Origin of the sequence: Cytobacillus oceanisediminis, assembly GCF_003182355.1 — a bacterium.
In the GTDB taxonomy this organism is placed as follows: Bacteria; Bacillota; Bacilli; order Bacillales; family Cytobacillaceae; genus Cytobacillus; species Cytobacillus oceanisediminis_A.
Window position 1 is genome coordinate 152,906 of sequence record NZ_QGTW01000009.1, and the last position, 22,336, is coordinate 175,241.

The window sequence follows — 22,336 nt, forward strand, 5'->3', positions numbered from 1 at the left end:
AATGTACATGACAAGAAAAGTAATCGTGCTTGGAGAAGTCCGTAATGGAGAATTAAGGAATATATCCTTTGAAGGGATTGCTGCTGCGAAAAAAGTCGCTGAAGGCGGAGAAGTGACTGCCGTGCTGTTGGGTGAATCGGTACGCGGTCTTGCACCGCAGATGATTCATTATGGTGCAGACAGGGCTGTCATTGTTGAGGATCCTAAGCTTGCAGCCTACACTCCTGATGGATTTTCCCAGGCATTTCTTGCCGTTATTGATCAAGAAAAACCGGAAGCTATTATTTTCGGACATACAGCGCTAGGAAAGGATTTATCTCCTAAAATTGCAAGCAAGCTGGGCGCGGGACTGATCTCTGATGCTGTTGCCATTGAAGCAGCGGGTGACAATATTATTTTTACACGGCCTATCTATTCTGGAAAAGCATTTGAAAAGAAGATTTTAACGGATGGGATTTTGATGGCTTCCATTAGGCCCAATAACATCCCTCCGCTTAAAGAAGATGCATCACGTGAAGGAGAGATTTCAGCCGTTTCTGCAGATATTAAAGATCTCCGCAGCATCGTCCGTGAAGTAGCCGAAAAGGCTGTCCAGGGTGTCGACCTGTCAGAAGCCAAAGTGATTGTGGCCGGTGGGCGCGGTGTGAAAAGTGCTGAGGGCTTCAAGCCGCTTAAGGAACTTGCTGATGTGCTTGGCGGTGCGGTTGGGGCTTCACGCGGTGCATGTGATGCGGAATATTGTGATTATTCACTCCAAATCGGACAAACAGGAAAAGTGGTCACACCCGATCTATATATCGCTTGTGGAATCTCAGGTGCTATCCAGCACTTAGCCGGAATGTCGAATTCAAAAGTAGTCGTGGCCATTAATAAAGATCCGGAAGCAAACATTTTTAAGGTAGCTGATTACGGTATTGTCGGAGATTTATTTGAAGTGGTGCCAATGCTGGTCGAAGAGCTTCAAGCAATGCTGGTAAAAGCATAGTCTATTTCAGTAAAAATGTTTTGAAAGATTTAAAGATTAGTAATACTTAAACTGCCTGCCATGAAGTTTAAAAAGGAGGAATCAGCATGGAAACAATCAGTGTAATTGGTTCCGGCACAATGGGCCGCGGAATCGCTTATTCAAGTGCTGCGGCAGGATTTATGACAGTGGTCCAGGATATTAATAAAAGCTCCCTGGACAGCTGTCAAGCTTATATAGAAAATCAATTTAACCGTTCTGTTGAAAATGGGCTGATTAATAGAGAAGAAGGAGATTCGGCCATCAGCAGAATCCAATATACAACCAAACTCGAAGAATCCGCTCAGGAAGCCGATTTGGTCATTGAAGCTGTACCTGAAATAATGGACCTTAAAATAGATATTTTCAAACGGCTCGATCAGTTCGTTAAACCGTCAGCGATATTGGCTACTAATACCTCTACGATGAGTCCCACTGAGATTGCGGCACAAACCTCAAGACCAGAGCGCTGCATTGCCCTTCATTTCTTCAACCCTGTTCCCAAAATGAAGCTGATTGAAGTCATCAGCGGATTGGAAACTTCCGAAGAAACGGTTGTACGAAGCATTGAATTTGGAAAAGCGCTTGGAAAGGAATGTGTTAAAATCACGGAATTTCCGGGCTTTGCGGTGAGCAGAATGAACTGCCTGATTGGCAACGAAGCGATGAATATGGTCATGGAAGGCGTCGGCACGGTTGAGGATATCGATAAAGCGATCAAGCTTGGCCTAAACCATCCGATGGGCCCGCTTGAACTCGCGGACCTTGTGGGGCTCGATACAAGGCTCCGGAATATGGAGTATCTCTATAAAACGCTTGGTGAGAAATACCGTCCATGTCCAGTTCTGGTTAAATATGTCAAAGCAGGACGTCTCGGCAAGAAAAGCGGGAAAGGATTTTATGATTACAATTAAGCGGGGTGATTGGGAATGGATTTTCGATTGAGTGAAGACATCGAATTTTTGAAAAAGAATGTCCGCGACTTTGTTCAGACGGAAGTAGAAGCTGTCGCAATGCAAATTGAAGAAGAAAACAAAATACCTGAGAGAATAATAGAAATGTCAAAAGAAATGGGTTTATTCGGACTGAGTATTCCTGAGGAATATGGCGGTCTGGGTATTGGAATGGTCGGAAAATGTGCGCTTTATGAAGAAATTGGTGCTACACATAATGGTTATACCACCCTGATTGGTGCACATACTGGCATCGGCACAGTCGGGATTGTGGAGATGGGAAACGAAGAGCAAAGACAGAAGTATCTTCCCGATATGGCAGCAGGGGAGAAGATTGGTGCCTTCGCACTCACTGAACCAGCTGCGGGATCAAACGCAACGAATTTAAAAACGACAGCAGTAAAAAAAGGAGATAAATATATCCTTAACGGAACAAAACATTATATCACAAATGCCACTGAGGCAGATGTCTTTACAGTCATGGCAGTAACCGACCCTTTAAAAGGTGCAAAGGGTATTACATCTTTTATAGTTGAAAAAGATTTTCCGGGCTTCCATGTCGGAGCAGTGGAGAAAAAAATGGGACTGAGAGGATCACATTCTGCTGAAGTAATACTCGAGGATTGTGAAGTTCCAGTTGAAAACGTCCTTGGCGATGAAGGACACGGCTATGTAAATGCCCTTAAAATCCTTGCGAATGGACGTGCCGGCCTCGCAGCAAGGAATCTGGGATCATGCCAAAAGCTACTCGATATGTCCGCTATTTTCGCTCAAACCAGAGTTCAATTTAATGTTCCGATTATAGAACACCAGGCCGTTTCTCATATGCTTGCTGAAATGGCCATGGAAATTGAAACGCTTCGTTCCTTTACGTACAGAGTCGCCTGGATGGTCGATGAGGGTATGAAGGTTATCAAAGAAGCAGCGATGCTGAAGCTGTTTGGATCTGAAGTTTACAACCGTGTCGCCGACAAGGCTGTCCAGGTACATGGGGGTCTTGGTTATATTGCTGACTATCCAATTGAACGTTTTTTCCGGGATGCACGTATTACACGCATATACGAAGGAACTTCAGAGATTCAGAAAAATATAATTGCAGGACAATTAAAGAAGGATTACAGCCTATAAAATTTGCAGGTAAAAGGAGAATGGATATGGCAGTTCGGAAAGAAATCGTCATTGTCAGCGGTGTACGCACCCCAATTGGACGTTATGGCGGAGCTTTGAAGGAAATCAGCTCAGGCCATTTGGCCAGCCATGTAATTAAAGAAGCGCTGGGTCGTGCGAGACTTAAAGGAGATCAGGTTGATGAAGTCATCTTAGGAGAAGTGCGGCAATCAACAGAATCATCAAACGTAGCAAGAGTTGCAGCCTTAAGGGCAGGCATACCTGAAACTGCACCTGCTTTCACTGTTAATCGTTTATGCGCATCCGGGATGCAGGCTATTGCCTCTGCGGTTCAGCAAATTCAATCCGGCCAGGCGGAGATTGTTGTGGCCGGCGGAACGGAGAGCATGAGCTGTTCACCTATTTATTTGCGGGCGGCCCGTTTTGGCGGAGACCGGGCAAAATTGATTGACTCTAATACTGAAGCAGGACAACAGCCCAAGGAAATTTATGGTGAAAATCTCGGCATGGGCATCACCGCAGAAAATGTAGCCGAAAAATATAGTGTTGCCAGGAAAGACCAGGATGCTTTTGCATTAGAAAGCCAGCGAAAAGCGGACGCAGCCATTCGGGAAGGCCGATTCAGGGAGGAAATTGCCCCGTACGAAATCCAATCAAAAAAAGGTTCCTTTTTAGTGGATACAGATGAGCATCCCCGCCCTGAAACCACCATGGAAAAGCTGGCTAAATTAAAGCCGGCTTTCAGAAACGCCGGAACAGTAACGGCTGGGAATGCTTGCGGCCGAAATGATGGAGCTGCAGCTGTTATTGTCATGTCAAGCGAAAAAGCTGAAGAGCTAAACCAAAGGCCTCTTGCCAGGATAGTTGATTGGGCTGCAGCAGGTGTGTCACCTGAAATTATGGGAATAGGTCCAGTCCCTGCAGTTAAAAAACTCCTTGAACGTACAGATAAATCCATTAAAGATATTGCTCTTTTTGAGCTAAATGAAGCATTTGCATCTCAATCTCTTGCTGTTATTAGAGAACTGGGTCTTGATCAGAATAAAGTGAATGTAAATGGCGGGGCAATTGCCCTTGGCCATCCTGTAGGGTCTACAGGTACCCGTATCGTTGTAACCTTAATGCACGAACTGATTCGCAGGGAGGAACGATATGGAATTGCAACCCTTTGTGTGGGGGGAGGCCAAGGGATGGCCATCTTAATTGAAAATATTGCCCAAGCTCAGAGAATGTGATGGTGGAATTGATGGAAGATAGGCATTCCTTGTTATTTGACTACTTGGATTTTAAACGTGAGCCTGATGAAAATGGAACCATTGTTATTAGAAGTGTTCTAAAAGAAAAGCATTTATTGGATGAAGAGAACATTGGTGCAGGTGTTTTTCAGATATTGCTCGATACTGCGATTGGAACAGCCGTTTCTGAAAAGGCAAGGTGTTTTGCTGTAACCCTTCAGCTGCACACCAATATTTTTGATTCTGCGAAAAAAGACATCCTTTTCTGCCGGGCAAAAGTCTTGCATAGTACGGCTAAATCAGCATATGGGGAAGGAAAGATCCTCGATGCTTCAGGCAGAATGATTGCAAATGGCCAGGCAAGCTTTAAATTAATTTCCTATAAAAATGTGTAAGGGAGCTGATTTGAAATTGGTTTATGAAAATATTGAAGTCTTAAAAAAGAACAGTCTTGCCTATATTGTAATCAACCGTCCAGAGCTTCGAAATGCTTTAAATCATGAAACGCTGCAGGAAATCCTTTCTGCACTTAACAGGCTGAGGGAAGATGAAACGGTGGGCTGTGTCATTTTTACAGGGAAGGGAGAAAAATCTTTTGCCGCAGGTGCAGACATTAGCCAGCTCAAGCGGAAGGAGGCTTTAGATGTATTTAAACCGGGCGGGATGCAGCAGGTTTATGACTATATTGAAATGTATGATAAGCCAACCATTGCGATGGTAAATGGCTATGCCCTTGGAGGAGGATGTGAGCTTGCTCTTTCCTGTGACATACGTGTTGCTTCGTATAATTCGAAATTTGGGCTGCCGGAGCTAAATCTTTCAATTATCCCGGGAGCAGGGGGAACTCAGCGGCTAGCACGAATTGTAGGAAAAGGCAAAGCGCTTGAAATGATTTTGACTGGAAAAGTAATAGACGGTGAAGAGGCTTATCGGTTTGGATTGGTATCAGAAGTAGTGTCACCCGAAAATCTGCAGGCAAAAGCAGAGGAAATCGCCCTGATCATATTAACAAAAGGCCCGCTTGCTGTGAAAATGGCGAAAATAGCAGTTCACACTGGAGCTGAGACAGATCAAAAAACTGGTTTAATGATTGAAAAGCTGGCTCAGGCAGTCCTATTCTCAACAGAGGACAAGAATGAGGGAACAGCAGCTTTCCTGGAAAAAAGAAAACCAGAGTTCGTTTCACGATAAGATAAGGGGAGTGAAATTGTGCAGTTGACTGCTGACGATATAAAGGCCACCTTCGAAAATAGTCCTTTTTTTAAGCATATTGGTTTTGAAATCATAGAGTTTGATGATAACCGAGTGAAATTAAAGCTGGGGATTAGGGATCAGCTGTTAAATGTAAATGGTACACTTCATGGAGGAATTCATGCAACGATGCTGGATTTTGTCCAAGGGATGCTTCTAAGAGCTGTTACAAAGGAAAAGTGCATTACAACCAGCCTAACTACCCAATATTTTACCCCGGTTTCCGTAGGTGAAATTTTTGCAGAATCAAAAATCCTGAAGCTAGGTTTTAAACTTGCCTTTATGGAAGCAGAAATTAAAAACTCAAAAGGTGAAATTCTGGCAAAAGGGTTAGGAAACTTTAAACTATTGCGTTCTTAAAATAAAAGTCAGGTTCCTTTTATTTAATGGCTATGTTAAAGGCTCATATGATTTTGGAACCGTGTTGTTTGGAGCGCAATGCACGGGATCCTCAATACAATCGCCTTCATTCTACGGTATTTTTTCAGTGGCTTACTCAAATTCCCGGGGAGTTTCTGTAGAGGAACAGGAAAGTACAGCTGAGCTGCGTAAGAGGAACCTGGCGAGTAGTTAATAGAATGTATGGATTCTTAAAATGCTTAAACCTTTAGTATTTCGGACCATTCAAAATTATTTTTGTAATATTTAGAATAGTAGTTGAATAATTCAATATTAAGCTTATAATAAGTACATACCTACTGGTTAGTATCTAAGTTAGGAAGACTGGCACAGAAGGGGGAATGATATGAGATTAGCAGGAAAGACAGCCATTATTACCGGCGGATCCGGAGGGATTGGGCGTGCAGCTGCCCTTCTCTTTGCAGAACAAGGAGCAAAGATTGTCATTGGTGATATGGATGCTGAAGGTGGAGAAGAAACAGTAAATCTTATTTCGCTGCAAGGTGGTTCAGCAGCATTTTTTCATACTGATGTAAGTGATTCCATACAAGTAAAGAATCTTATTGGATATGCATCAGAAATGTATGGACAGGTGAATATCCTTTTCAACAATGCGGGAATTGGCAGTCCAAATGTTAAAAGTATTGATCTTGAAGAAGAAGATTGGGATCGGGTCATTGATGTCAATTTAAAAGGAGTTTTCCTTGGGATGAAACATGCTGTCCCAGAGTTGATGAAAGCCGGAGGCGGTTCTATCATTAACACTTCCAGTTTACTCGGGCTCAAAGGGCAAAAATATCTAGCTCCCTATAACGCCTCCAAAGCCGGGGTGATCCTATTAACTAAAAATGCAGCTTTGGAATATGGAAAGTATAATATCCGGGTAAATGCCATTGCTCCTGGGGTTATTGATACGAATATCATTAAAGGCTGGAAAAATGATGAGCGGAAATGGCCAATCATTTCCAAGGCCAATGCACTCGGAAGAATCGGAACGCCCGAAGAGGTAGCATCTGCAGTATTGTTCCTTGCTTCCGAGGAATCATCCTTCATCACTGGAGCCACGCTTTCAGTAGATGGGGGAGGCCTGACGTATTAGGAAATGACCTTTCTTAATAGAAATGAATCTGACAGTGTTCCCTGAGTTACGTATCTCTTGGACCCGTTTTTACAAATTTATTTTGATAATCGGAAAAATTTTTAAAAGTTATAACTTTAAATTGGAGGACAATGGAATAGGGGGGATATGGTATAATTTTTAAATATTAGTAAGATTGCGAGGACAGCATAGTGAAGGAAAAAATTACGAAGCAAAGCATAAAGCTATTTGAAAAAAAAGGGTTTAGAGACACCTCCATTCAGGATATTGTCGATTCTCTTGGAGTGACTAAAGGATCATTTTATTATTATTTTTCCAGTAAAGAAGAATTGTTAATGGATATTCATCTTGGATACATTAATGAATTGCTTGATCGGCAGGAGCAAATTCTTGGGGATGAGCAATTAAGCTACAAGCAAAAACTTTTCGACATTGTTTATATGCTGATCAGCAGCATTAAAACAAAGGGCACTTCTGCGAAAATTTTCTTCAGGGAAATGCGGCATTTGAGTGCAGACCGGCTGGAGCAAATTGTTTCAAAGCGGGATCAATTCCGGCTCAACGTTGAACGAATCATTCGGGGTGGAATCGAAAACGGAGAATTCCGAAAGGATTTGAATCCTTCCATTATCACATTTGGCATTCTTGGGGCAGCAAATTGGAGTTATCATTGGTTTAACCCAGCTGGCAGTTCATCTGACCGTGAAATAGCCGAAACGTTTGTGGAAATGATCCTGAAGGGAATTCAACTGGATTGAGAATACTGGCGAGGGGCCATTGTCCTCTATCTGCGTTTTGCATACCTACCGGTTAGTATGAAAATAACTCGATATGGGAACAGCAGTTTATATAAAGGAGTCATCCATCCATCCATTTAAAAGACTGAACATTCAGTTTTAAGTTGCGTTAGAAACCTAAATCAAACAAGGGGGAGTGTACATGAGATTTTCGGACTCAATTGCTCTCGTAACAGGTGCCGGGAGCGGCATAGGAAAAGCTGCAGCATTCAGGCTTGCCAATGAAGGTGCCCGGGTTATTCTAGTAGGACGTACAGCATCAAAACTTGAGAATGCTGCCATGGAGATAAATGAGTCTAATAAAATTCCGAGGGCAGAGGTTTTTACTGCAGATGTTACAGATGAAGAAGATGTCCGTGAATTAGCTGATTTTGTAAAGGAACAATATGGAGATTTGCATGTGCTTGTCAACAATGCTGGCGGATCGGTTCATTCAAAGATTATGGATACTTCATCCAGTGATTGGGACTTTGTGCAAAATACCAATTTGAAAAGTGTTTTCCTTGTCTCAAAGCTGCTTGGGAAGCTGATGGCTGATTCATCTGGTGCAGACGGAGATTTTACACAGAACCGATCCATTGTGAATATTGCCTCTTTATCCGGCCATCAGGCTGGTGCACATATTCCTCATTACAGCGCAGCAAAAGCGGGAGTAATTAATTTTACAAGAGCGTTAGCACTTGAGCTTGCTCCATTTGGAATCAGGGTAAATTCAGTTTCTCCAGGATTTGCCGTAACCCCCTTAACGGAGCAGGGAATGAAGAATGAACAGTTCGTAAAAGCAATCCGGAGGAATACGGCCCTTGGAAGGGCAGGAGAGCCAGGGGAAATAGCTAATGTCATCAGCTTTGTTGCTTCCAGTGAGGCATCATATATGACTGGGTCGGATGTCCTTGTTGATGGCGGCTGGTTAATCAAATAAATGGGGAGATGAATGCAATGAGAAATGAGCATTTAATCATAAATCAAACTGGAGCAATTCTGAACTTGACTTTAAATAGGCCGGACCGTTTAAATGCGTTCAGCCCTGAGATGATTCTTGGCTTAACGGAAGCTATTCGTGAGGCTGGGACCAATCCTGAAATAAAAGTAATTGTCCTGTCCGGTGCAGGACGCTCCTTCAGTGCCGGAGGAGATGTGAAATCCATGGGCCAGGCAAATGGAACAGGTGTTTACGAGCATATTGGCAGACTGAATCAATGCATTCTTACGATGAAAGAATCCGGGAAGCCAATCATTGCCGGTGTTCACGGATTTGCAGCTGGAGCTGGTTTCAATCTGGCGCTTGCATGTGATCTGATTATTGCTGCAGACGACAGTCAATTCGCACTAAGCTTCTCAAAAGTAGGGCTTGTATCTGATGGCGGAGGCTCTTATTTTATATCAAGACTCCTGGGACCCCATCTGGCCAAGCAATTCTTTTTCACAGCCGAGCCCATAAAAGCTGAACGGCTATATCAAATGGGGGTTATTAACTGCCTTGTACCTGCGGAGAAGCTGCAGGCCGAGACTCAGAAAATGGCCAGCCAATTGGCAGAAGGGCCAACGATGACTTATGGAATGATTAAAAAGCTTGTCGACCACTCCTTAACGTCCACTCTTGAAGAAATCCTCGAGCAGGAGCGAATTACACAAACGCTTATGGTTTCAACCGAGGATCATCATGAGGGAATTACGGCTTTCAAGGAAAAAAGAATTCCTGTATTTAAAGGGAAGTAAGGAGTCCGTACATGGTCTGGACCAAAGAGAAGGACCCCTTCCATATTTATGCCGGTAACGAGCATGGGCTGAGAGATGCTGGCTGAATCGGCTAATTAACAATCAAAAAAGCTGTCTAATTTGAAGATAAAAAACATTTTTCATAGATTACAGAAAATGTGCTTTTTCAAATTCAATGTATTTTACACATCACTGTTCAGGGTCCTGCCCTGCTCATTAAACTTCACTTAAAGGGGTGATGCTTTATGGAGAAGATCGTCCCGCTTACGCTGGAATCCCCATTCTCTGAAGGTATTGTCATGGTGTATGCGGTTCTGGGTGATTCAGCGACCCTTATAGACACAGGAAATCCGGGTGAGAAGTCCTTTTTTCAATTAAGATCCCAGTTAAAAAAACATGGGATAAAGTTTCAGGATTTTGACCGTATCGTGTTAACTCATATGCATACCGATCATTCAGGAGGTGTAAGCCTGATTCAGCAGGAATCCGGGCTGCCGGTTTATGTCCATGAGGAAGCAAAACGAGTAATAACAGAAGGGGAAGCAGAGTTTAAGAGAATAAATTTATTTTTCAACAAGTTTATTGAGCAATGCGGTGCAGATCACATGCTGCATCAGCATAACAGAAAATACAAGGAAGAGATTTGGACTGATGTTTATTATTTACGTGATGGAGACGAGATTCATATAGGGGGAAAACCATACCATGTCATGCATGTTCCCGGTCACAGCCAGACAGATATTCTTCTTTGTAGCGTTGAAAGCGGTACAGCGTTTGTGGGGGATCATTTAATTGAGGAAATCTCTGTAAACGCTTTCGTGGAACCCCCGCCACCAGATGAACGGCAGAGGCCGGAACCGCTGATTCAGTATAGGGAGTCTTTAGAAAGGGTTAAAATACTGCCGCTGCAAACGTGCTTTTCAGGACATGGAAAGCCATTCAATCAGCATAATAGAGTGATAGACCGAAGATTGGCTGAGCACGAGTCCCGCTGTCGCCAAATTCACCATCTGTTAAAGGACGGCAAAAAAAATGTTTTTGAGCTTTGTCAGGGGCTTTACCCGCGCTTAAAAGGAAAAACGGTCTTTCTTGGGCTTTCGCAAATACAGGGGCACCTGGATTTAATGGAACAAAGACAAGAAGTGGAGAGGAAGGACACAGAAAAAGTATATTACTATCAGTTGAAATAGCGTTTTGTCACTCTGCTTTCTTTCAATTTTAAAAAAGGAGTGGATTCTATGAAACTGAAGGATTTACTTGATAGAAATGTCAGTGAATTTGGAGAATATCCATTTATTTATTATGAAGAAAAGCAGTATTCAAATGTGGAAACAAAAAGCTTTGCTGACCAAATTGCCAATGGGCTTCATAAACTCGGAGTCGAACCTGGCGATCGTGTCGCTGTATGCATGCCTAATTGTCCTGAAGTGATATTTTCCTATCAGGGAATCACCAGGAGCGGAGCTGTCATTGTCCCTATTATGTTCACCCTCCATCAAAAGGAAATTCATTTTATAATCAAAAACTGTAAAGCTAAAGTGATTATTACCTCCTCTTACACGGCAGAAAATATGAAAAAAGCCCTCGAGGGCCTGGATAACAAGCCTGTCCTGCTGGTCGCTGACATTCCATCGGGAAATGGCATGACAAATCTTTACGATATGATGTCAAGTGATCCGGGAAATTTAAAGAGTGTTCCAGATTCCAGTGAGGAAGATACAGCAGTTATATTATACACTTCTGGAACTACAGGGAATCCGAAAGGTGTTCTCTTAACTCATAAAAACCTCTATTCGAATGCTGTTAACTCCGCTGCCCATAAAGAAACCGAACGAGGTGCAACAATCGGTGTCCTGCCGCTTGCCCATGTATATGGACTTACGATTTCTAACGTCAGCTATATAACTGGAAGTTCAGTCGTCGTTTTCTCAAAATTTGATCCCGTCAAGGTGTTTAAAGCCATTGAAAAATATCAGGTTAAGGCATTTTCTGCGGTGCCTGCAATGATTCATGCGATGCTCGCAAGTGAACATGCTGAACACTATGATACTTCCTCTTTAGAATGGGTTGGGTCTGGTTCTGCCCCTCTCCCTATTGCGCTTCTGAACGGATTCCAGCAAAAGTTCAAAGCCAAAGTCCTTGAAGGTTATGGCTTATCTGAAGCAGCGCCTGTCGTTACTGCCCATAATAAAAAAATCGCTGTAAAACCGGGATCAGTTGGAATTCCAATTCCAGGAACGAAAATAAAAATTGTAAATAGCCATAGAGAGGAAGTGCCAGCAGGAGAGGTTGGGGAACTGATTGTAAGCGGTGATCATGTTACTCCCGGCTATTATCAGAATGAGGAGGAAACGAGCCGAATATTAGTAAACGGCTGGCTGCACACAGGGGATATGGGAAGGGTAGACGAGGATGGCTATCTGTATATAGTGGATCGTAAAAAGGATTTGATTATCAGGGGTGGGTTCAATGTTTACCCGCGTGATATTGAAGAGCTGCTGAATGGGCATGAACAGGTATTTGAAGCTGCTGTCGTAGGAATCCCTGATGAAAGAATGGGGGAGGAGATTGTTGCATGTGTCGTTAAAAAGGCAGGTGCATCAGTGACTGAAGACAAATTAATTCAATATTGCCAGGATTATCTTGCCAAAAACAAAACACCGAAAATGATTATTTTTGCAGAGTCGTTACCGCGAAATGGTGTAGGAAAGATACTAAAGACCAGATTAAGGGAATCTATTGCAGGCAGTATTTCATCTAGGTAAGGCATCCAGCAAATTTATAAAGGGTTTAGAGGTGAAAGTATGCAAGCATTATCTCCGTTTATGCAGCGCACTGTTATTTACAGCGGTTCAAATTCACGGGCCTATATTCCTGATTTATTCCGCGGTTTAGGCGCAAAAAGGGTTGTTCTATTTAGTGACAGGGGTCTTGAGAAAGCAGGCATAGTGGAAAAAACAGCGAAAATTTTTGAATCTGCATCAAAAGGATCTGGACCTGAACTAGCAGGGATTTATCTGGATATTGCCCAGGATGCAGAGAGCAGTTCGGTAAACAACGCAGTCTCTTATGCAAGGGAAGTTGGTGCAGATGCGCTGCTGGCTGTCGGGGGCGGAAGTGTCCTGGACACGGTAAAAGGGGTAAAATACGCATTGCATAAAGGATTCTCAGACATAAAGACTGTGATTCCCAAGGGTATATTATTTGAACAATTTCCAGATGCAAACCATATTCCGATTCCGCATATTGCCATGCCTACAACTGCAGGTACTGGTTCGGAGGTTTCCCCCATTGCGGTAATTTATAATGAAGATACCAAAATGAAAGGCAACATCATCAATCCTTACATTAGTTCTGATATAGCCGTTCTGGATCCAGAGCTGACTGTCGGACTGCCGGCTGCCATTACAGCATTTACAGGATTTGATGCACTGACACATGCCATTGAAGCTCTGGCTTCGCCGATTGCAACCGCCTTGACAGATGCGCATGCACTTCAGGCAATTAGGCTGATTGAACAAAATCTGCCTGCCGCGGTTACAAACGGAGAAAATATTCATGCAAGAATGGAAATGCTTTTTGCCAGTTTAATGGGTATTACCGCATTTAGCTGTGCCTTAAATGCCATCCCAGTTCATAATTTTGCTCATGCTTATGGAGCTCTCTTTCGGATTCCCCATGGCCTGGCAAATGCCGTTTTCCTGCCTGTGGTCATGGAAATGCTGCCAGATCTGTATCTCCCTAAGATAACAGAACTAGCTGGTGCTATGAATGTCAGGACAGGTGCAAATGAGGATCGGGAGGAAGTCTTAGGAAAAGTCATTGAAAAACTGCGCCTGCTTCAGCATAAGACCGGTCTTCCAAGTGATTTTTCAGCTTACAGTCTTACGGAAGAGGGTCTAAAGCAAGCAGAGAATGCAGTAGAAAAGGACCCTGCAGCTGCCGCTTTTCCAATACCGAAGGAGCTGATCCAGGCTGTTGGCCGTATGGTTGCCCCCATTCATATAAAATAGTGTTTAGCAGATTGATATTATGGGGCTGTCGCTGGAATTTCGTTCTTTCTATACTAAACGTGGAAGTTTTTTAGTTAAACGGTGCTAAATATAGCTAAAAAGCTTGATTTTTCTGAAATTTCAATCTAGAATAGTGATACATACCAACCGGTAGGTATGTATTTAAAAATTCAATCATAAAGATTAATAGAAAATAATTAAAAGTTTACAAGATTAGATAGGAGTGAAAAGAATGCAGTTACGCCTTACAGAAGAACAAAAGATGGTTCAGAAAACGATTCGCAAGTTTGTTGAGAAGGAGTTAATTCCACTTGAAAATGATGTCCTAAGAAATGAAAGAGAAGGAAAACCAAGCCTTCCGCCAGGTAAATTGAAAGAACTGCAATTAAAGGCAAAGGAAGCAGGCTTCTGGGGGATCAATACGCCAGAGCAATATGGCGGAGCCGATTTGGGACAGATGATGATGGCGATCGTACTGATGGAAGTATCCAAGACATTTGTCCCTTTTCAATTCGGCGGATCTGCTGATAATATCCTCTACTATGCAAATGAGGAGCAGAAACAAAAATATTTAATTCCAACGATTGAGGGCGAGAAAAAATCATGCTTTGCAATGACTGAACCTGGAGCCGGTTCAGATACCCGCAATATCAGAATGACTGCAGTAAAGGAAGGCAATGAGTGGATATTAAATGGCGAGAAGACTTTTATTACAGGCGGGAATGAAGCGGATTTTGTAATGGTCATTGCGATTACTGATAAAGAAAAGCATCAGGCAACAGGGCGTGATGGCGTTACCTGTTTTATCGTCGACCGTGACATGGGCTGGAAATCCGAGTATATACATACGATGGGTGAATGGGGTCCGGCAAGTCTCGTGTTTGATAATGTCAGAGTCCCGGAAGAAAATATTTTAGGTGAAGTAGATGGCGGTTATAATTTGGGGCTGGAATGGATCGGGTTTGCAAGATGGGTGGTTGGAGCGAGGGCAATTGGTGCCGCAGAAAGATTGCTTCAAATGGCCATCGAATATGCGAAAGAACGCATTACATTTGGAAAACCGATTGCTGAAAGACAAGCAATTCAATGGCAGATTGCTGATTCTGCAGTAGAGATTGAAGCAGCTAGATGGCTTGTCCTAAATGCAGCGTATACGCTTGATGCAGGTGAGGATAACCGCCACATGGCGTCAATGGCGAAACTATATGGCGCGAATATGGGTAACCGTGTTGTAGACCGTGTCATGCAAATCCACGGGGGAATGGGCTATACAAGGGAATTGCCGATTGAAAGATGGTACCGGGAAGCCAGATTGTGGAGAATCTATGATGGAACAGATGAAATCCAGCGTATGATCATTGCTAGAAATCTGATAAAAGGCCACGTGAAACTTGGCCAATTCGTATAGAAATTAATTTTCAAAGGAAAGGGAGGAATGAAAATGGCGGGCAGGTTTGAAGGAAGAGTAGCTTTTATCACTGGGGGAAGCCGTGGAATCGGAAAAGGGGTCGTCCAGCTCTTTGCGGAAGAAGGGGCTAAAGTCGCATTTATAGATTTGAATGAGGAAGCTCTTGGAGAAACAGCAAAAGAGCTGCAGGAAAAAGGATACGATTGTTTGGCAAAGGTTGCAGATGTTACAGACCCTGACCAGGTTAACGATGTATTCAAAGAAGTTCATGAAACATTTGGTTCAGTAGATATACTGGTCAATAATGCCGGTGTCATCCGTGATAATCTTCTATTTAAAATGACGGATTCTGATTGGCAAACCGTCATGGATGTACATCTTAAAGGGTCATTCAATGCAGCACGGGCTGCTCAGAAATACATGGTTGAAAAAAAATATGGGCGGATCATCAATATTTCTTCTACTTCCGCCCTTGGTAATCGGGGACAGGCAAATTATGCAGCTGCGAAGGCAGGGCTGCAGGGGTTCACAAAAACGCTGGCTATTGAACTTGGAAAATATGGGATTACTGCAAATTCGGTTGCTCCAGGTTTTATCGAAACAGAGATGACAAAGGAAACAGCCGGAAGAATTGGTATTTCTTTTGATGATCTGATTAAAGCCAGTGTTGCAAACATTCCAGTCGGCAGAAGCGGAAAACCTGCGGATATTGCCAATGCGGTGGCATTTTTTGCTGATGAGAATTCATCCTTTGTTAACGGTCAGGTTATTTACGTTGCAGGGGGCCCTAAGAATTAATCATAAAAGTGAGGTGTAGATCAATTGTTCCAGCAGCATATAGGAAAGCGATCCAAAAAAGTGAAAAACATTGTTGAGCGTGGTGCTGTCAAAAAATTTGCAGAAGCAATCGGTGATCTCCATCCGATTTTTGTCGATGAGGAAACGGGCAGGAATTCAAGGTATAACCGGAATATAGCCCCTCCAACCTTTCCGAGGGTGTTTGATTACGGAACGATTGAGGGACTCAACCTGCCAAACAAAGGCCTTATACACGGGGAACAAACGTATCATTACGAAAGACCATTGCTGGTTGGGGAAGAAATCATCTGCTATTCAGAGGTGAAAAATTATTTTGAGAAAAAGGGAACTCATGGCGAGATGGGGTTTCTTGTACTCGAAAGCTTTGGGGAGGACGAGATGGGAAAAGTTGTTTTTACCTCAACTCAAACCGTTATTATCACAGAAGCGGTAAGAAAGGTGCTGATCGGATGGTAGCAATTGAAGAGCTTCATATAGGCGACGAATTGGAGGACATTCAGCTTGAACCGGTCGATCGGCTTACTTTGATTAAATATGCCGGAGCTTCAGGCGACTATAACCCCATCCATACGATTGACAGTGAAGCAGCAAAAGCTGGGCTGCCGGGTATTATTGCACACGGAATGTGGACAATGGGAAATCTGGCAAAGCTATTTAGTTCTTATTATCAGGAGGGCTTTATTCAGGATTATACAATTCGTTTTAAAGGGATGGTTTTCCTGAATGATGTGATTACACTTAAAGCAGAGCTCACAGAGAGAAAGGTTAGCATCTCGCGTTTCAATGTAAAGGCTTTAAACCAAAATGGAAACGAAGTGATAAAAGGAGAGGTATTCTTTTATACGTATCTCGATTAAAGAATTTTATTTTGGAAGCTCATACCCGGCAGCAATTGCTGGGTATAAAGGTATCCTCTAAGAGGGTTTATCAATCATTCGACTCACATATATAGACTCCAGAGGCTATTAAAACCAGTAAACTTAACAATGAAAAAAATAGAAAATGATGACCCTAAAATCAGAAGATAAGACTAAATATACTAAAAACCTTGCAAATTGCAAACTAGTAAAATACCAACTAGTCAGTATGAGTACTTTTAATAAAGAGGTGGGATTCATGAATTTCAATCATTCCGAGAAAGTTAAGGAATTGGAAGCAAGGCTGACAGAATTTATGGAAGCGTTTATCTACCCAAATGAGAACGTATATAAGGAGCAAATTGGTAAAAGTGATCGTTTTTCCAAAGTTCCTCCAATCATGGAAGAGCTAAAAGAAAAGGCGAAAGAAGCGGGGCTTTGGAACCTGTTTTTGCCAGAAAGCGAATATGGCGGAGGGTTATCGAATATTGAGTATGCTCCTCTTTGTGAAATTATGGGGAGATCCAGTATGGCACCTGAGGTTTTCAATTGCGCAGCTCCCGATACAGGCAATATGGAGGTTTTAGTCCGCTATGGGACTGAGGAACAAAAACAGCAATGGCTGCAGCCGCTCCTAAGAGGAGAAATCCGCTCGTGTTTTTCAATGACTGAGCCGGATGTAGCCTCATCTGATGCAACGAACATCCAGTCAAGCATCGTTCGGGATAGAGACGAGTATATCATAAACGGAACAAAATGGTGGTCGTCTGGTGCCGGTGATCCCCGCTGCAAAATTGCCATTGTTATGGGTAAAAATGATCCTTCTGCCCCTAAGCATGAACAGCAATCCATGATCTTGGTGCCGCTGGATACTCCTGGTGTGACGATTAAAAGGGTTTTGCCTGTGTTCGGTTATGACCATGCACCCCATGGACATGCGGAAATTGAATTTAAGAATGTGCGTGTGCCTGCAGCAAATATGCTTTTGGGGGAAGGCAAGGGATTCGCAATAGCACAGGGGCGTTTAGGCCCAGGCAGGATCCATCATTGCATGAGAACCATCGGTGCTGCAGAACGAGCTTTAGAGGAATTGTGTAAGCGTGTTCAGGACAGGGTTGCCTTTGGAAAGAAGCTGTCTGAACAAGGGGTTATCCAGGAATGGATTGCAGAAGCGAGAATTGACATTGAACAGGCCAGGCTGCTTACACTCAAGGCGGCTTTCATGATGGATACAGTCGGCAACAAAGAGGCAAAAGCTGAAATAGCGATGATAAAAGTAGTTGCGCCAAATATGGCCTTAAAAGTCATTGACCGGGCTATCCAGGCATTTGGAGCAGCAGGGGTCAGTGAGGACTATACATTGGCAGCCGCTTGGGCAAATATCCGGACGCTGAGATTGGCTGATGGGCCGGATGAGGTTCACAAGAGAGCCATTGCACGATATGAATTGAAAAAATATATGTAGGGAGGCTTGATTATGCATGTGAAGGAGTTATTTTCCTTAACAGGAAAAACCGCGATCGTAACTGGAGGCGGCAGAGGGCTGGGGGAACAAATCGCGATAGGTTTTGCTGAAGCAGGAGCCAATGTCGTCGTTTGTTCCAGAAAACTGGAAGCATGTGAAGAGGTTAGCCAAAAACTAAAGGGGCTAGGCGTAAATTCCATGGCTTTAAAATGTGATATCACAAATCCTGAAGATGTGAAGAATGTAGTCGATCAAAGCATGGAAAAATTCGGCAGCATAGATATTCTCGTCAATAACAGCGGTGCCTCATGGGGGGCACCGGTCGAAGAAATGCCGCTCGAAGCCTGGCAAAAGGTCATCAATGTGAATGTAACTGGAACCTTTTTAATGTCGCAGGCAGCGGGTAAGGTGATGCTGGAGCAGGGATCCGGAAAAATAATCAACATTGCCTCAGTAGCTGGACTTAAAGGGTCTAACCCCGAATATATGAATGCCATCGGATACAACTCCAGTAAGGGGGCTGTAATTACTTTTACCAAGGACCTAGCCGTAAAGTGGGGGCCTCGCGGCATTTATGTTAATGCGATAGCGCCGGGATTTTTCCCGACAAAAATGTCCAAAGTTTTGCTGGAGAAAGGGGGCAGCGGAATTCTGGAAGGAACTCCGTTAAGGAAATTTGGTTCGGATACAGACCTTAAAGGTGTAGCTGTATTTTTGGCTGCTCCAGCCTCGGATTATATTACTGGTGATGTTATTGTCGTGGATGGCGGAACGCATGTGCTATAAACTAAATCGCAAAAAGGAGGTCAATTGAAATGAACAGAGATGCAGTCATTGTGTCAGCAGTCAGGACGGCAATCGGGAAGCAGGGAGGTGCGCTGGCTACAATTCCAGCGCATGTCTTTGGAGCGGAAGTGCTGAAAGAAGCTATAAGACGTGCAAATGTTGAGCCTGGTGAAATCGATGATGTCATTATGGGAAATGTCATTAGCGGAGGCGGGAATATCGCTAGGCTGACGGCCTTGCAAGCTGGCCTCTCCCTCGAATTGCCTGGCATGACAATCGATCGTCAGTGCGGGTCCGGAATCAATGCCGTAAACCTTGCAGCACAGGCAATACGCGCGGGCAATGGCGATGTTTACCTAGCAGGCGGCATAGAAAGTATGAGCAGAGCACCGTACCTGATGGATCGCCCCGAAAAATCTTATAGTCCAGTCCCGCCCAGGTTCAGAAAATCACAGCTTTCCCCAAAAGAAATAGGAGATCCGCCAATGGGGATCACAGCGGAAAATCTCGCTGAAAAATATTCAATCAGCAGGGAGGAGCAGGATGAATTCTCCCTCTCAAGCCAGAGAAAAATGGCCTATGCCATGGAAGATGGACGTTTCGAAAAACAGATTGTCCCTATTACAATTCCTGTAAAAAAAGGGGACCCGTTCCTATTTAAAAGAGATGAGCACCCTCGCCCGCAAACAACACTTGAAGCTTTATCCAAGCTGCAGCCGGCATTTTTACAGGGAGGTACCGTTACGGCAGGCAGCAGTTCAGGCCTGAACGATGCGGCAGCTGCACTTGTTGTCATGTCAAGGGAGAAAGCAGCAGAACTCGATGTAAAGCCTTTGGCTGTAATAAGAGAACAAGCTTTGGCAGGGGTGGATCCAAACATCATGGGAATAGGTCCTGTCCCAGCAGTAAGGAAAGTTCTTGAGAAATCTAGGCTAACACTGGACGACATGGATCTCATTGAAATCAACGAGGCCTTTGCTGCTCAGGTTATTGCCTGTAACCGTGAGCTTAACATGGATATGGAAAAAGTGAATGTGAACGGCGGTGCCATTGCTCATGGGCATCCATTAGGAGCAACAGGAGCCATTCTGATTACAAAGGCAGTGTATGAGCTCGAAAGAAGAGGCGGGAGATATGCATTAATTACGGCTTGTATTGGCGGCGGTCAGGGAATTGCAACCATTATTGAGCGAGAATAATAACAAATGGGGAGATATAAACGCTAAAACAGCTGTCTCCCCTTTGCAGGATAGCCACAAAAATATTATGAAGAAAGGAGGATGGGCTTTATGGCTTCTGATACGATTCCTATCAGAAAAGGGGAAGAATTGGATGCTGCAGCAATTGAGACATTTATGAGAGAGCATTTACCCAACCTTCCTGAAGAACCTCTAACTGTTGAACAATTTAGTTTTGGAAAGTCAAATTTAACCTATTTGCTGAAATTAGGTAATTGGGAAGCGGTTTTAAGACGTCCGCCTTTAGGGCCAGTTGCCCCAAGAGCTCATGACATGGAAAGAGAATACCGGATACTGGAAGAAATCAGCCCGCATTTCCAGGCAGCTCCTAAGCCTTTTTTATATGCAGATAAAAGTGTAATGGGGACTCCATTTTTTATAATGGAAAGAAAAAAAGGGATCGTTTTAGATACCGATTTCCCTGAAGGGGTTGTCCCGACAAAAGAAATCTGCAGAAACTTGTCAGAAACGATGGTCGATCATCTCGTGGCTCTTCATAATATCGACTATACAAAAACAGGGTTAACAGAGATAACCAGGCCGGAAGGGTTCATGAAAAGGCAGGTCAGTGGATGGATTCAGCGGTATGAAAAGGCTAAAACGGACGACATTGAGGGTGTGGAGAAGCTGAAGAAATGGATGATCACTCATGTCGCTGAATCAGAAGAACCAGCTATAATCCATTATGATTACAAGTTAAACAATTCAATGTTTGATGAGCAATTAAAGCAAATGGTCGGGCTGTTCGATTGGGAGATGACTACCGTCGGGGATCCGCTTGCAGATTTAGGTGTCGCAATGTGCTATTGGATTGAGCCTGATGATTCTGAGCTTTTGAAAAGGGGCATGGGAAAGCCGCCAATCACAGCCACTTCGGGATTTATGACCAGAGATGAGTTTATGGAGAGCTATGCCAAGAAAAGCGGCAGGGATTTGACAAATATGAATTTTTATCTAACTTTTGCCTACTTTAAGCTTGCGGTTATTTGCCAGCAGATATATTACAGATGGAAAAAAGGACAGACAAAGGATGAACGGTTTTCAAGACTTGATGATTTTGTAAGCGGCCTGATTCAATATTCACTTTATACAGCTGATAAGAAATGAAAAACGGATTGGGGTGCTGAACATGATGAAGATTCATCTTCTGTTAAAGAAGGAAGACATTGACAGCAATAAAATGCACAACAATAAAATTGTCGTCGTTTTTGATGTTTTGCTGGCAACTTCTACTGTCGTCTCTGCTCTGGCATTCGGAGCAAAAGAGGTTATCCCGGTTCTGGATGGCACTGCAGCTGAAGAAGAATCAAAGGGGATGGAAGAGGGCAGTTTTGTTCTGGTCGGGGAATACCAGGGGAAAACGATTGATGGCTTCCTCTCTCCCAATCCACTTGCATTAAAAGAAAAGATCCAAGGAAAAACCATCATACTATCGACAACAAACGGAACAGTAGCCCTCAAGAATTCCTCAGAAGCAAACGCTGTCTATGCTGCTTCCCTGCTCAATTCCAGGGCAGTTGCAAATCATATTTTAAAAGAATACAAGGGTGAGACAATCATCTTGGTTTGCTCGGGCTCATCGAATGAATTTAATTTGGAAGACTTCTTTGGGGCAGGATGCTTCATTGATTCCCTTTTGAAACAGTATAACGGTGAAATCGATCTTACTGACTCTGCTATAGCTTCCCATAGGTTCTATCAAACAAACAAACAGAATGGTGCCGATGTATTAAAAGCTTCGCGTGTTGGCCAAATGCTTTCCAGAAATGGGTTTGAAAAGGAAATTGATTTTATCTCACAGGAAGGTGCATTTACAGTGATTCCCAAGCTGGAAGGGAAAAAATATATTATCTCCGTTTAAGCAACCATCAATTGATAGCGTTTACATAAAAGGAGACACACTTGATGCCGTTAAAACAGGAGTTAAAGCCTTGCTGGAGGCATTCGCCAAATATCCGGCACCGTCAATTGAAGAGCAGACTCCTGATAGGCAATAAAGGTATTTGAAACAATCATGCAAGCAGCCAAGCAAGGCGGAAAAGCTGACCAATATTGAGGATCAAAGATGAAAGGGTTATTACCGAACATGGAATAGAATAAAGCAAAAAGGCAGGTGAGGAAAATATTCTTTTCATTATTTAATGCCGTCTGTATAAAAAACTATTA

Annotated in this window: 23 protein-coding genes; all 23 read left to right on the forward strand. The window is 43.4% G+C overall.

Annotated features, from left to right (window positions below; translation table 11 throughout):
- The first annotated feature begins 7 nt into the window (after nt 1-7).
- The 23 genes from DFO73_RS17150 (at nt 8) to DFO73_RS17260 (ending at nt 22,031) form a co-directional block, all read left to right on the forward strand.
- Nucleotides 8-985 carry an electron transfer flavoprotein subunit alpha/FixB family protein gene (locus DFO73_RS17150; RefSeq protein ID WP_110065938.1) on the forward strand — a complete coding sequence of 326 codons (978 nt, stop codon included), beginning with the start codon at nt 8-10 and terminating at the stop codon, nt 983-985.
- Between the two features lie 86 nt (nt 986-1,071).
- The gene (locus DFO73_RS17155; protein ID WP_110065939.1) at nt 1,072-1,917 is read left to right on the forward strand and encodes a 3-hydroxyacyl-CoA dehydrogenase family protein; all 846 of its coding nucleotides are present in this window, start codon (nt 1,072-1,074) and stop codon (nt 1,915-1,917) included.
- 15 nt (nt 1,918-1,932) lie between these two features.
- Nucleotides 1,933-3,084 carry an acyl-CoA dehydrogenase family protein gene (locus tag DFO73_RS17160; protein ID WP_110065940.1) on the forward strand — a complete coding sequence of 384 codons (1,152 nt, stop codon included), beginning with the start codon at nt 1,933-1,935 and terminating at the stop codon, nt 3,082-3,084.
- Between the two features lie 26 nt (nt 3,085-3,110).
- Nucleotides 3,111-4,319: a thiolase family protein gene (locus DFO73_RS17165; RefSeq protein ID WP_110065941.1), complete on the forward strand. Its 1,209-nt coding sequence runs from the start codon at nt 3,111-3,113 to the stop codon at nt 4,317-4,319.
- Between the two features lie 11 nt (nt 4,320-4,330).
- A complete protein-coding gene (locus DFO73_RS17170) occupies nt 4,331-4,714 on the forward strand; it encodes a PaaI family thioesterase (RefSeq protein WP_110065942.1) in 384 nt (127 codons plus the stop codon).
- 16 nt (nt 4,715-4,730) lie between these two features.
- Nucleotides 4,731-5,510 carry an enoyl-CoA hydratase/isomerase family protein gene (locus DFO73_RS17175; protein WP_110066029.1) on the forward strand — a complete coding sequence of 260 codons (780 nt, stop codon included), beginning with the start codon at nt 4,731-4,733 and terminating at the stop codon, nt 5,508-5,510.
- A gap of 18 nt (nt 5,511-5,528) precedes the next feature.
- A complete protein-coding gene (locus DFO73_RS17180) occupies nt 5,529-5,930 on the forward strand; it encodes a PaaI family thioesterase (protein WP_110065943.1) in 402 nt (133 codons plus the stop codon).
- A 385-nt stretch (nt 5,931-6,315) separates the two neighbouring features.
- The gene (locus tag DFO73_RS17185) at nt 6,316-7,068 is read left to right on the forward strand and encodes an SDR family NAD(P)-dependent oxidoreductase (RefSeq protein WP_110065944.1); all 753 of its coding nucleotides are present in this window, start codon (nt 6,316-6,318) and stop codon (nt 7,066-7,068) included.
- A 191-nt stretch (nt 7,069-7,259) separates the two neighbouring features.
- Entirely contained in the window at nt 7,260-7,826 is a 567-nt protein-coding gene (locus DFO73_RS17190; RefSeq protein WP_110065945.1) for a TetR/AcrR family transcriptional regulator, read from the forward strand.
- A 181-nt stretch (nt 7,827-8,007) separates the two neighbouring features.
- Nucleotides 8,008-8,787, forward strand: coding sequence for an SDR family NAD(P)-dependent oxidoreductase (locus DFO73_RS17195; protein WP_110065946.1), 780 nt, complete (start codon nt 8,008-8,010; stop codon nt 8,785-8,787).
- Nucleotides 8,788-8,804: 17 nt separating this feature from the next.
- Nucleotides 8,805-9,584 carry an enoyl-CoA hydratase/isomerase family protein gene (locus DFO73_RS17200; RefSeq protein ID WP_110065947.1) on the forward strand — a complete coding sequence of 260 codons (780 nt, stop codon included), beginning with the start codon at nt 8,805-8,807 and terminating at the stop codon, nt 9,582-9,584.
- A gap of 245 nt (nt 9,585-9,829) precedes the next feature.
- A complete protein-coding gene (locus DFO73_RS17205; protein ID WP_110065948.1) occupies nt 9,830-10,774 on the forward strand; it encodes an MBL fold metallo-hydrolase in 945 nt (314 codons plus the stop codon).
- 48 nt (nt 10,775-10,822) lie between these two features.
- A complete protein-coding gene (locus DFO73_RS17210; RefSeq protein WP_110065949.1) occupies nt 10,823-12,349 on the forward strand; it encodes a class I adenylate-forming enzyme family protein in 1,527 nt (508 codons plus the stop codon).
- A 39-nt stretch (nt 12,350-12,388) separates the two neighbouring features.
- Nucleotides 12,389-13,597, forward strand: coding sequence for an iron-containing alcohol dehydrogenase (locus DFO73_RS17215; RefSeq protein WP_110065950.1), 1,209 nt, complete (start codon nt 12,389-12,391; stop codon nt 13,595-13,597).
- 232 nt (nt 13,598-13,829) lie between these two features.
- Nucleotides 13,830-15,005 carry an acyl-CoA dehydrogenase family protein gene (locus DFO73_RS17220; protein ID WP_110065951.1) on the forward strand — a complete coding sequence of 392 codons (1,176 nt, stop codon included), beginning with the start codon at nt 13,830-13,832 and terminating at the stop codon, nt 15,003-15,005.
- A gap of 33 nt (nt 15,006-15,038) precedes the next feature.
- Entirely contained in the window at nt 15,039-15,803 is a 765-nt protein-coding gene (fabG, locus tag DFO73_RS17225; protein ID WP_110065952.1) for a 3-oxoacyl-ACP reductase FabG, read from the forward strand.
- Between the two features lie 24 nt (nt 15,804-15,827).
- Nucleotides 15,828-16,280: a MaoC family dehydratase N-terminal domain-containing protein gene (locus DFO73_RS17230; protein WP_110065953.1), complete on the forward strand. Its 453-nt coding sequence runs from the start codon at nt 15,828-15,830 to the stop codon at nt 16,278-16,280.
- Nucleotides 16,274-16,681, forward strand: coding sequence for a MaoC/PaaZ C-terminal domain-containing protein (locus tag DFO73_RS17235; RefSeq protein WP_110065954.1), 408 nt, complete (start codon nt 16,274-16,276; stop codon nt 16,679-16,681). Before DFO73_RS17230 ends, DFO73_RS17235 begins: the two co-directional genes overlap by 7 nt.
- 259 nt (nt 16,682-16,940) lie before the next feature.
- Nucleotides 16,941-18,146: an acyl-CoA dehydrogenase gene (locus DFO73_RS17240; RefSeq protein WP_110065955.1), complete on the forward strand. Its 1,206-nt coding sequence runs from the start codon at nt 16,941-16,943 to the stop codon at nt 18,144-18,146.
- A gap of 12 nt (nt 18,147-18,158) precedes the next feature.
- A complete protein-coding gene (locus tag DFO73_RS17245; protein WP_110065956.1) occupies nt 18,159-18,932 on the forward strand; it encodes an SDR family oxidoreductase in 774 nt (257 codons plus the stop codon).
- Between the two features lie 29 nt (nt 18,933-18,961).
- Nucleotides 18,962-20,131, forward strand: a complete 1,170-nt coding sequence (locus DFO73_RS17250) for a thiolase family protein (protein ID WP_110065957.1) — start codon at nt 18,962-18,964, stop codon at nt 20,129-20,131.
- Nucleotides 20,132-20,221: 90 nt separating this feature from the next.
- Complete coding sequence (locus tag DFO73_RS17255) at nt 20,222-21,277, forward strand: phosphotransferase family protein (RefSeq protein WP_110065958.1); 1,056 nt, start codon at nt 20,222-20,224, stop codon at nt 21,275-21,277.
- Nucleotides 21,278-21,299: 22 nt separating this feature from the next.
- Nucleotides 21,300-22,031 carry a 2-phosphosulfolactate phosphatase gene (locus DFO73_RS17260; RefSeq protein WP_110065959.1) on the forward strand — a complete coding sequence of 244 codons (732 nt, stop codon included), beginning with the start codon at nt 21,300-21,302 and terminating at the stop codon, nt 22,029-22,031.
- Nucleotides 22,032-22,336: the final 305 nt, after the last annotated feature.

Bases quoted from the DNA above. Each gene is read 5' to 3' on its own strand.
- DFO73_RS17215 (WP_110065950.1), top strand. From the start codon at position 12,389: ATGCAAGCATTATCTCCGTTTATGCAGCGCACTGTTATTTACAGCGGT.
- DFO73_RS17240 (WP_110065955.1), top strand. From the start codon at position 16,941: ATGAATTTCAATCATTCCGAGAAAGTTAAGGAATTGGAAGCAAGGCTG.
- DFO73_RS17165 (WP_110065941.1), top strand. From the start codon at position 3,111: ATGGCAGTTCGGAAAGAAATCGTCATTGTCAGCGGTGTACGCACCCCA.
- DFO73_RS17195 (WP_110065946.1), top strand. From the start codon at position 8,008: ATGAGATTTTCGGACTCAATTGCTCTCGTAACAGGTGCCGGGAGCGGC.
- DFO73_RS17235 (WP_110065954.1), top strand. From the start codon at position 16,274: ATGGTAGCAATTGAAGAGCTTCATATAGGCGACGAATTGGAGGACATT.
- DFO73_RS17185 (WP_110065944.1), top strand. From the start codon at position 6,316: ATGAGATTAGCAGGAAAGACAGCCATTATTACCGGCGGATCCGGAGGG.
- DFO73_RS17245 (WP_110065956.1), top strand. From the start codon at position 18,159: ATGCATGTGAAGGAGTTATTTTCCTTAACAGGAAAAACCGCGATCGTA.
- DFO73_RS17200 (WP_110065947.1), top strand. From the start codon at position 8,805: ATGAGAAATGAGCATTTAATCATAAATCAAACTGGAGCAATTCTGAAC.
- DFO73_RS17250 (WP_110065957.1), top strand. From the start codon at position 18,962: ATGAACAGAGATGCAGTCATTGTGTCAGCAGTCAGGACGGCAATCGGG.
- DFO73_RS17155 (WP_110065939.1), top strand. From the start codon at position 1,072: ATGGAAACAATCAGTGTAATTGGTTCCGGCACAATGGGCCGCGGAATC.
- DFO73_RS17210 (WP_110065949.1), top strand. From the start codon at position 10,823: ATGAAACTGAAGGATTTACTTGATAGAAATGTCAGTGAATTTGGAGAA.
- DFO73_RS17255 (WP_110065958.1), top strand. From the start codon at position 20,222: ATGGCTTCTGATACGATTCCTATCAGAAAAGGGGAAGAATTGGATGCT.
- DFO73_RS17150 (WP_110065938.1), top strand. From the start codon at position 8: ATGACAAGAAAAGTAATCGTGCTTGGAGAAGTCCGTAATGGAGAATTA.
- DFO73_RS17160 (WP_110065940.1), top strand. From the start codon at position 1,933: ATGGATTTTCGATTGAGTGAAGACATCGAATTTTTGAAAAAGAATGTC.
- DFO73_RS17205 (WP_110065948.1), top strand. From the start codon at position 9,830: ATGGAGAAGATCGTCCCGCTTACGCTGGAATCCCCATTCTCTGAAGGT.
- DFO73_RS17260 (WP_110065959.1), top strand. From the start codon at position 21,300: ATGATGAAGATTCATCTTCTGTTAAAGAAGGAAGACATTGACAGCAAT.
- DFO73_RS17220 (WP_110065951.1), top strand. From the start codon at position 13,830: ATGCAGTTACGCCTTACAGAAGAACAAAAGATGGTTCAGAAAACGATT.
- DFO73_RS17170 (WP_110065942.1), top strand. From the start codon at position 4,331: ATGGAAGATAGGCATTCCTTGTTATTTGACTACTTGGATTTTAAACGT.
- fabG (WP_110065952.1), top strand. From the start codon at position 15,039: ATGGCGGGCAGGTTTGAAGGAAGAGTAGCTTTTATCACTGGGGGAAGC.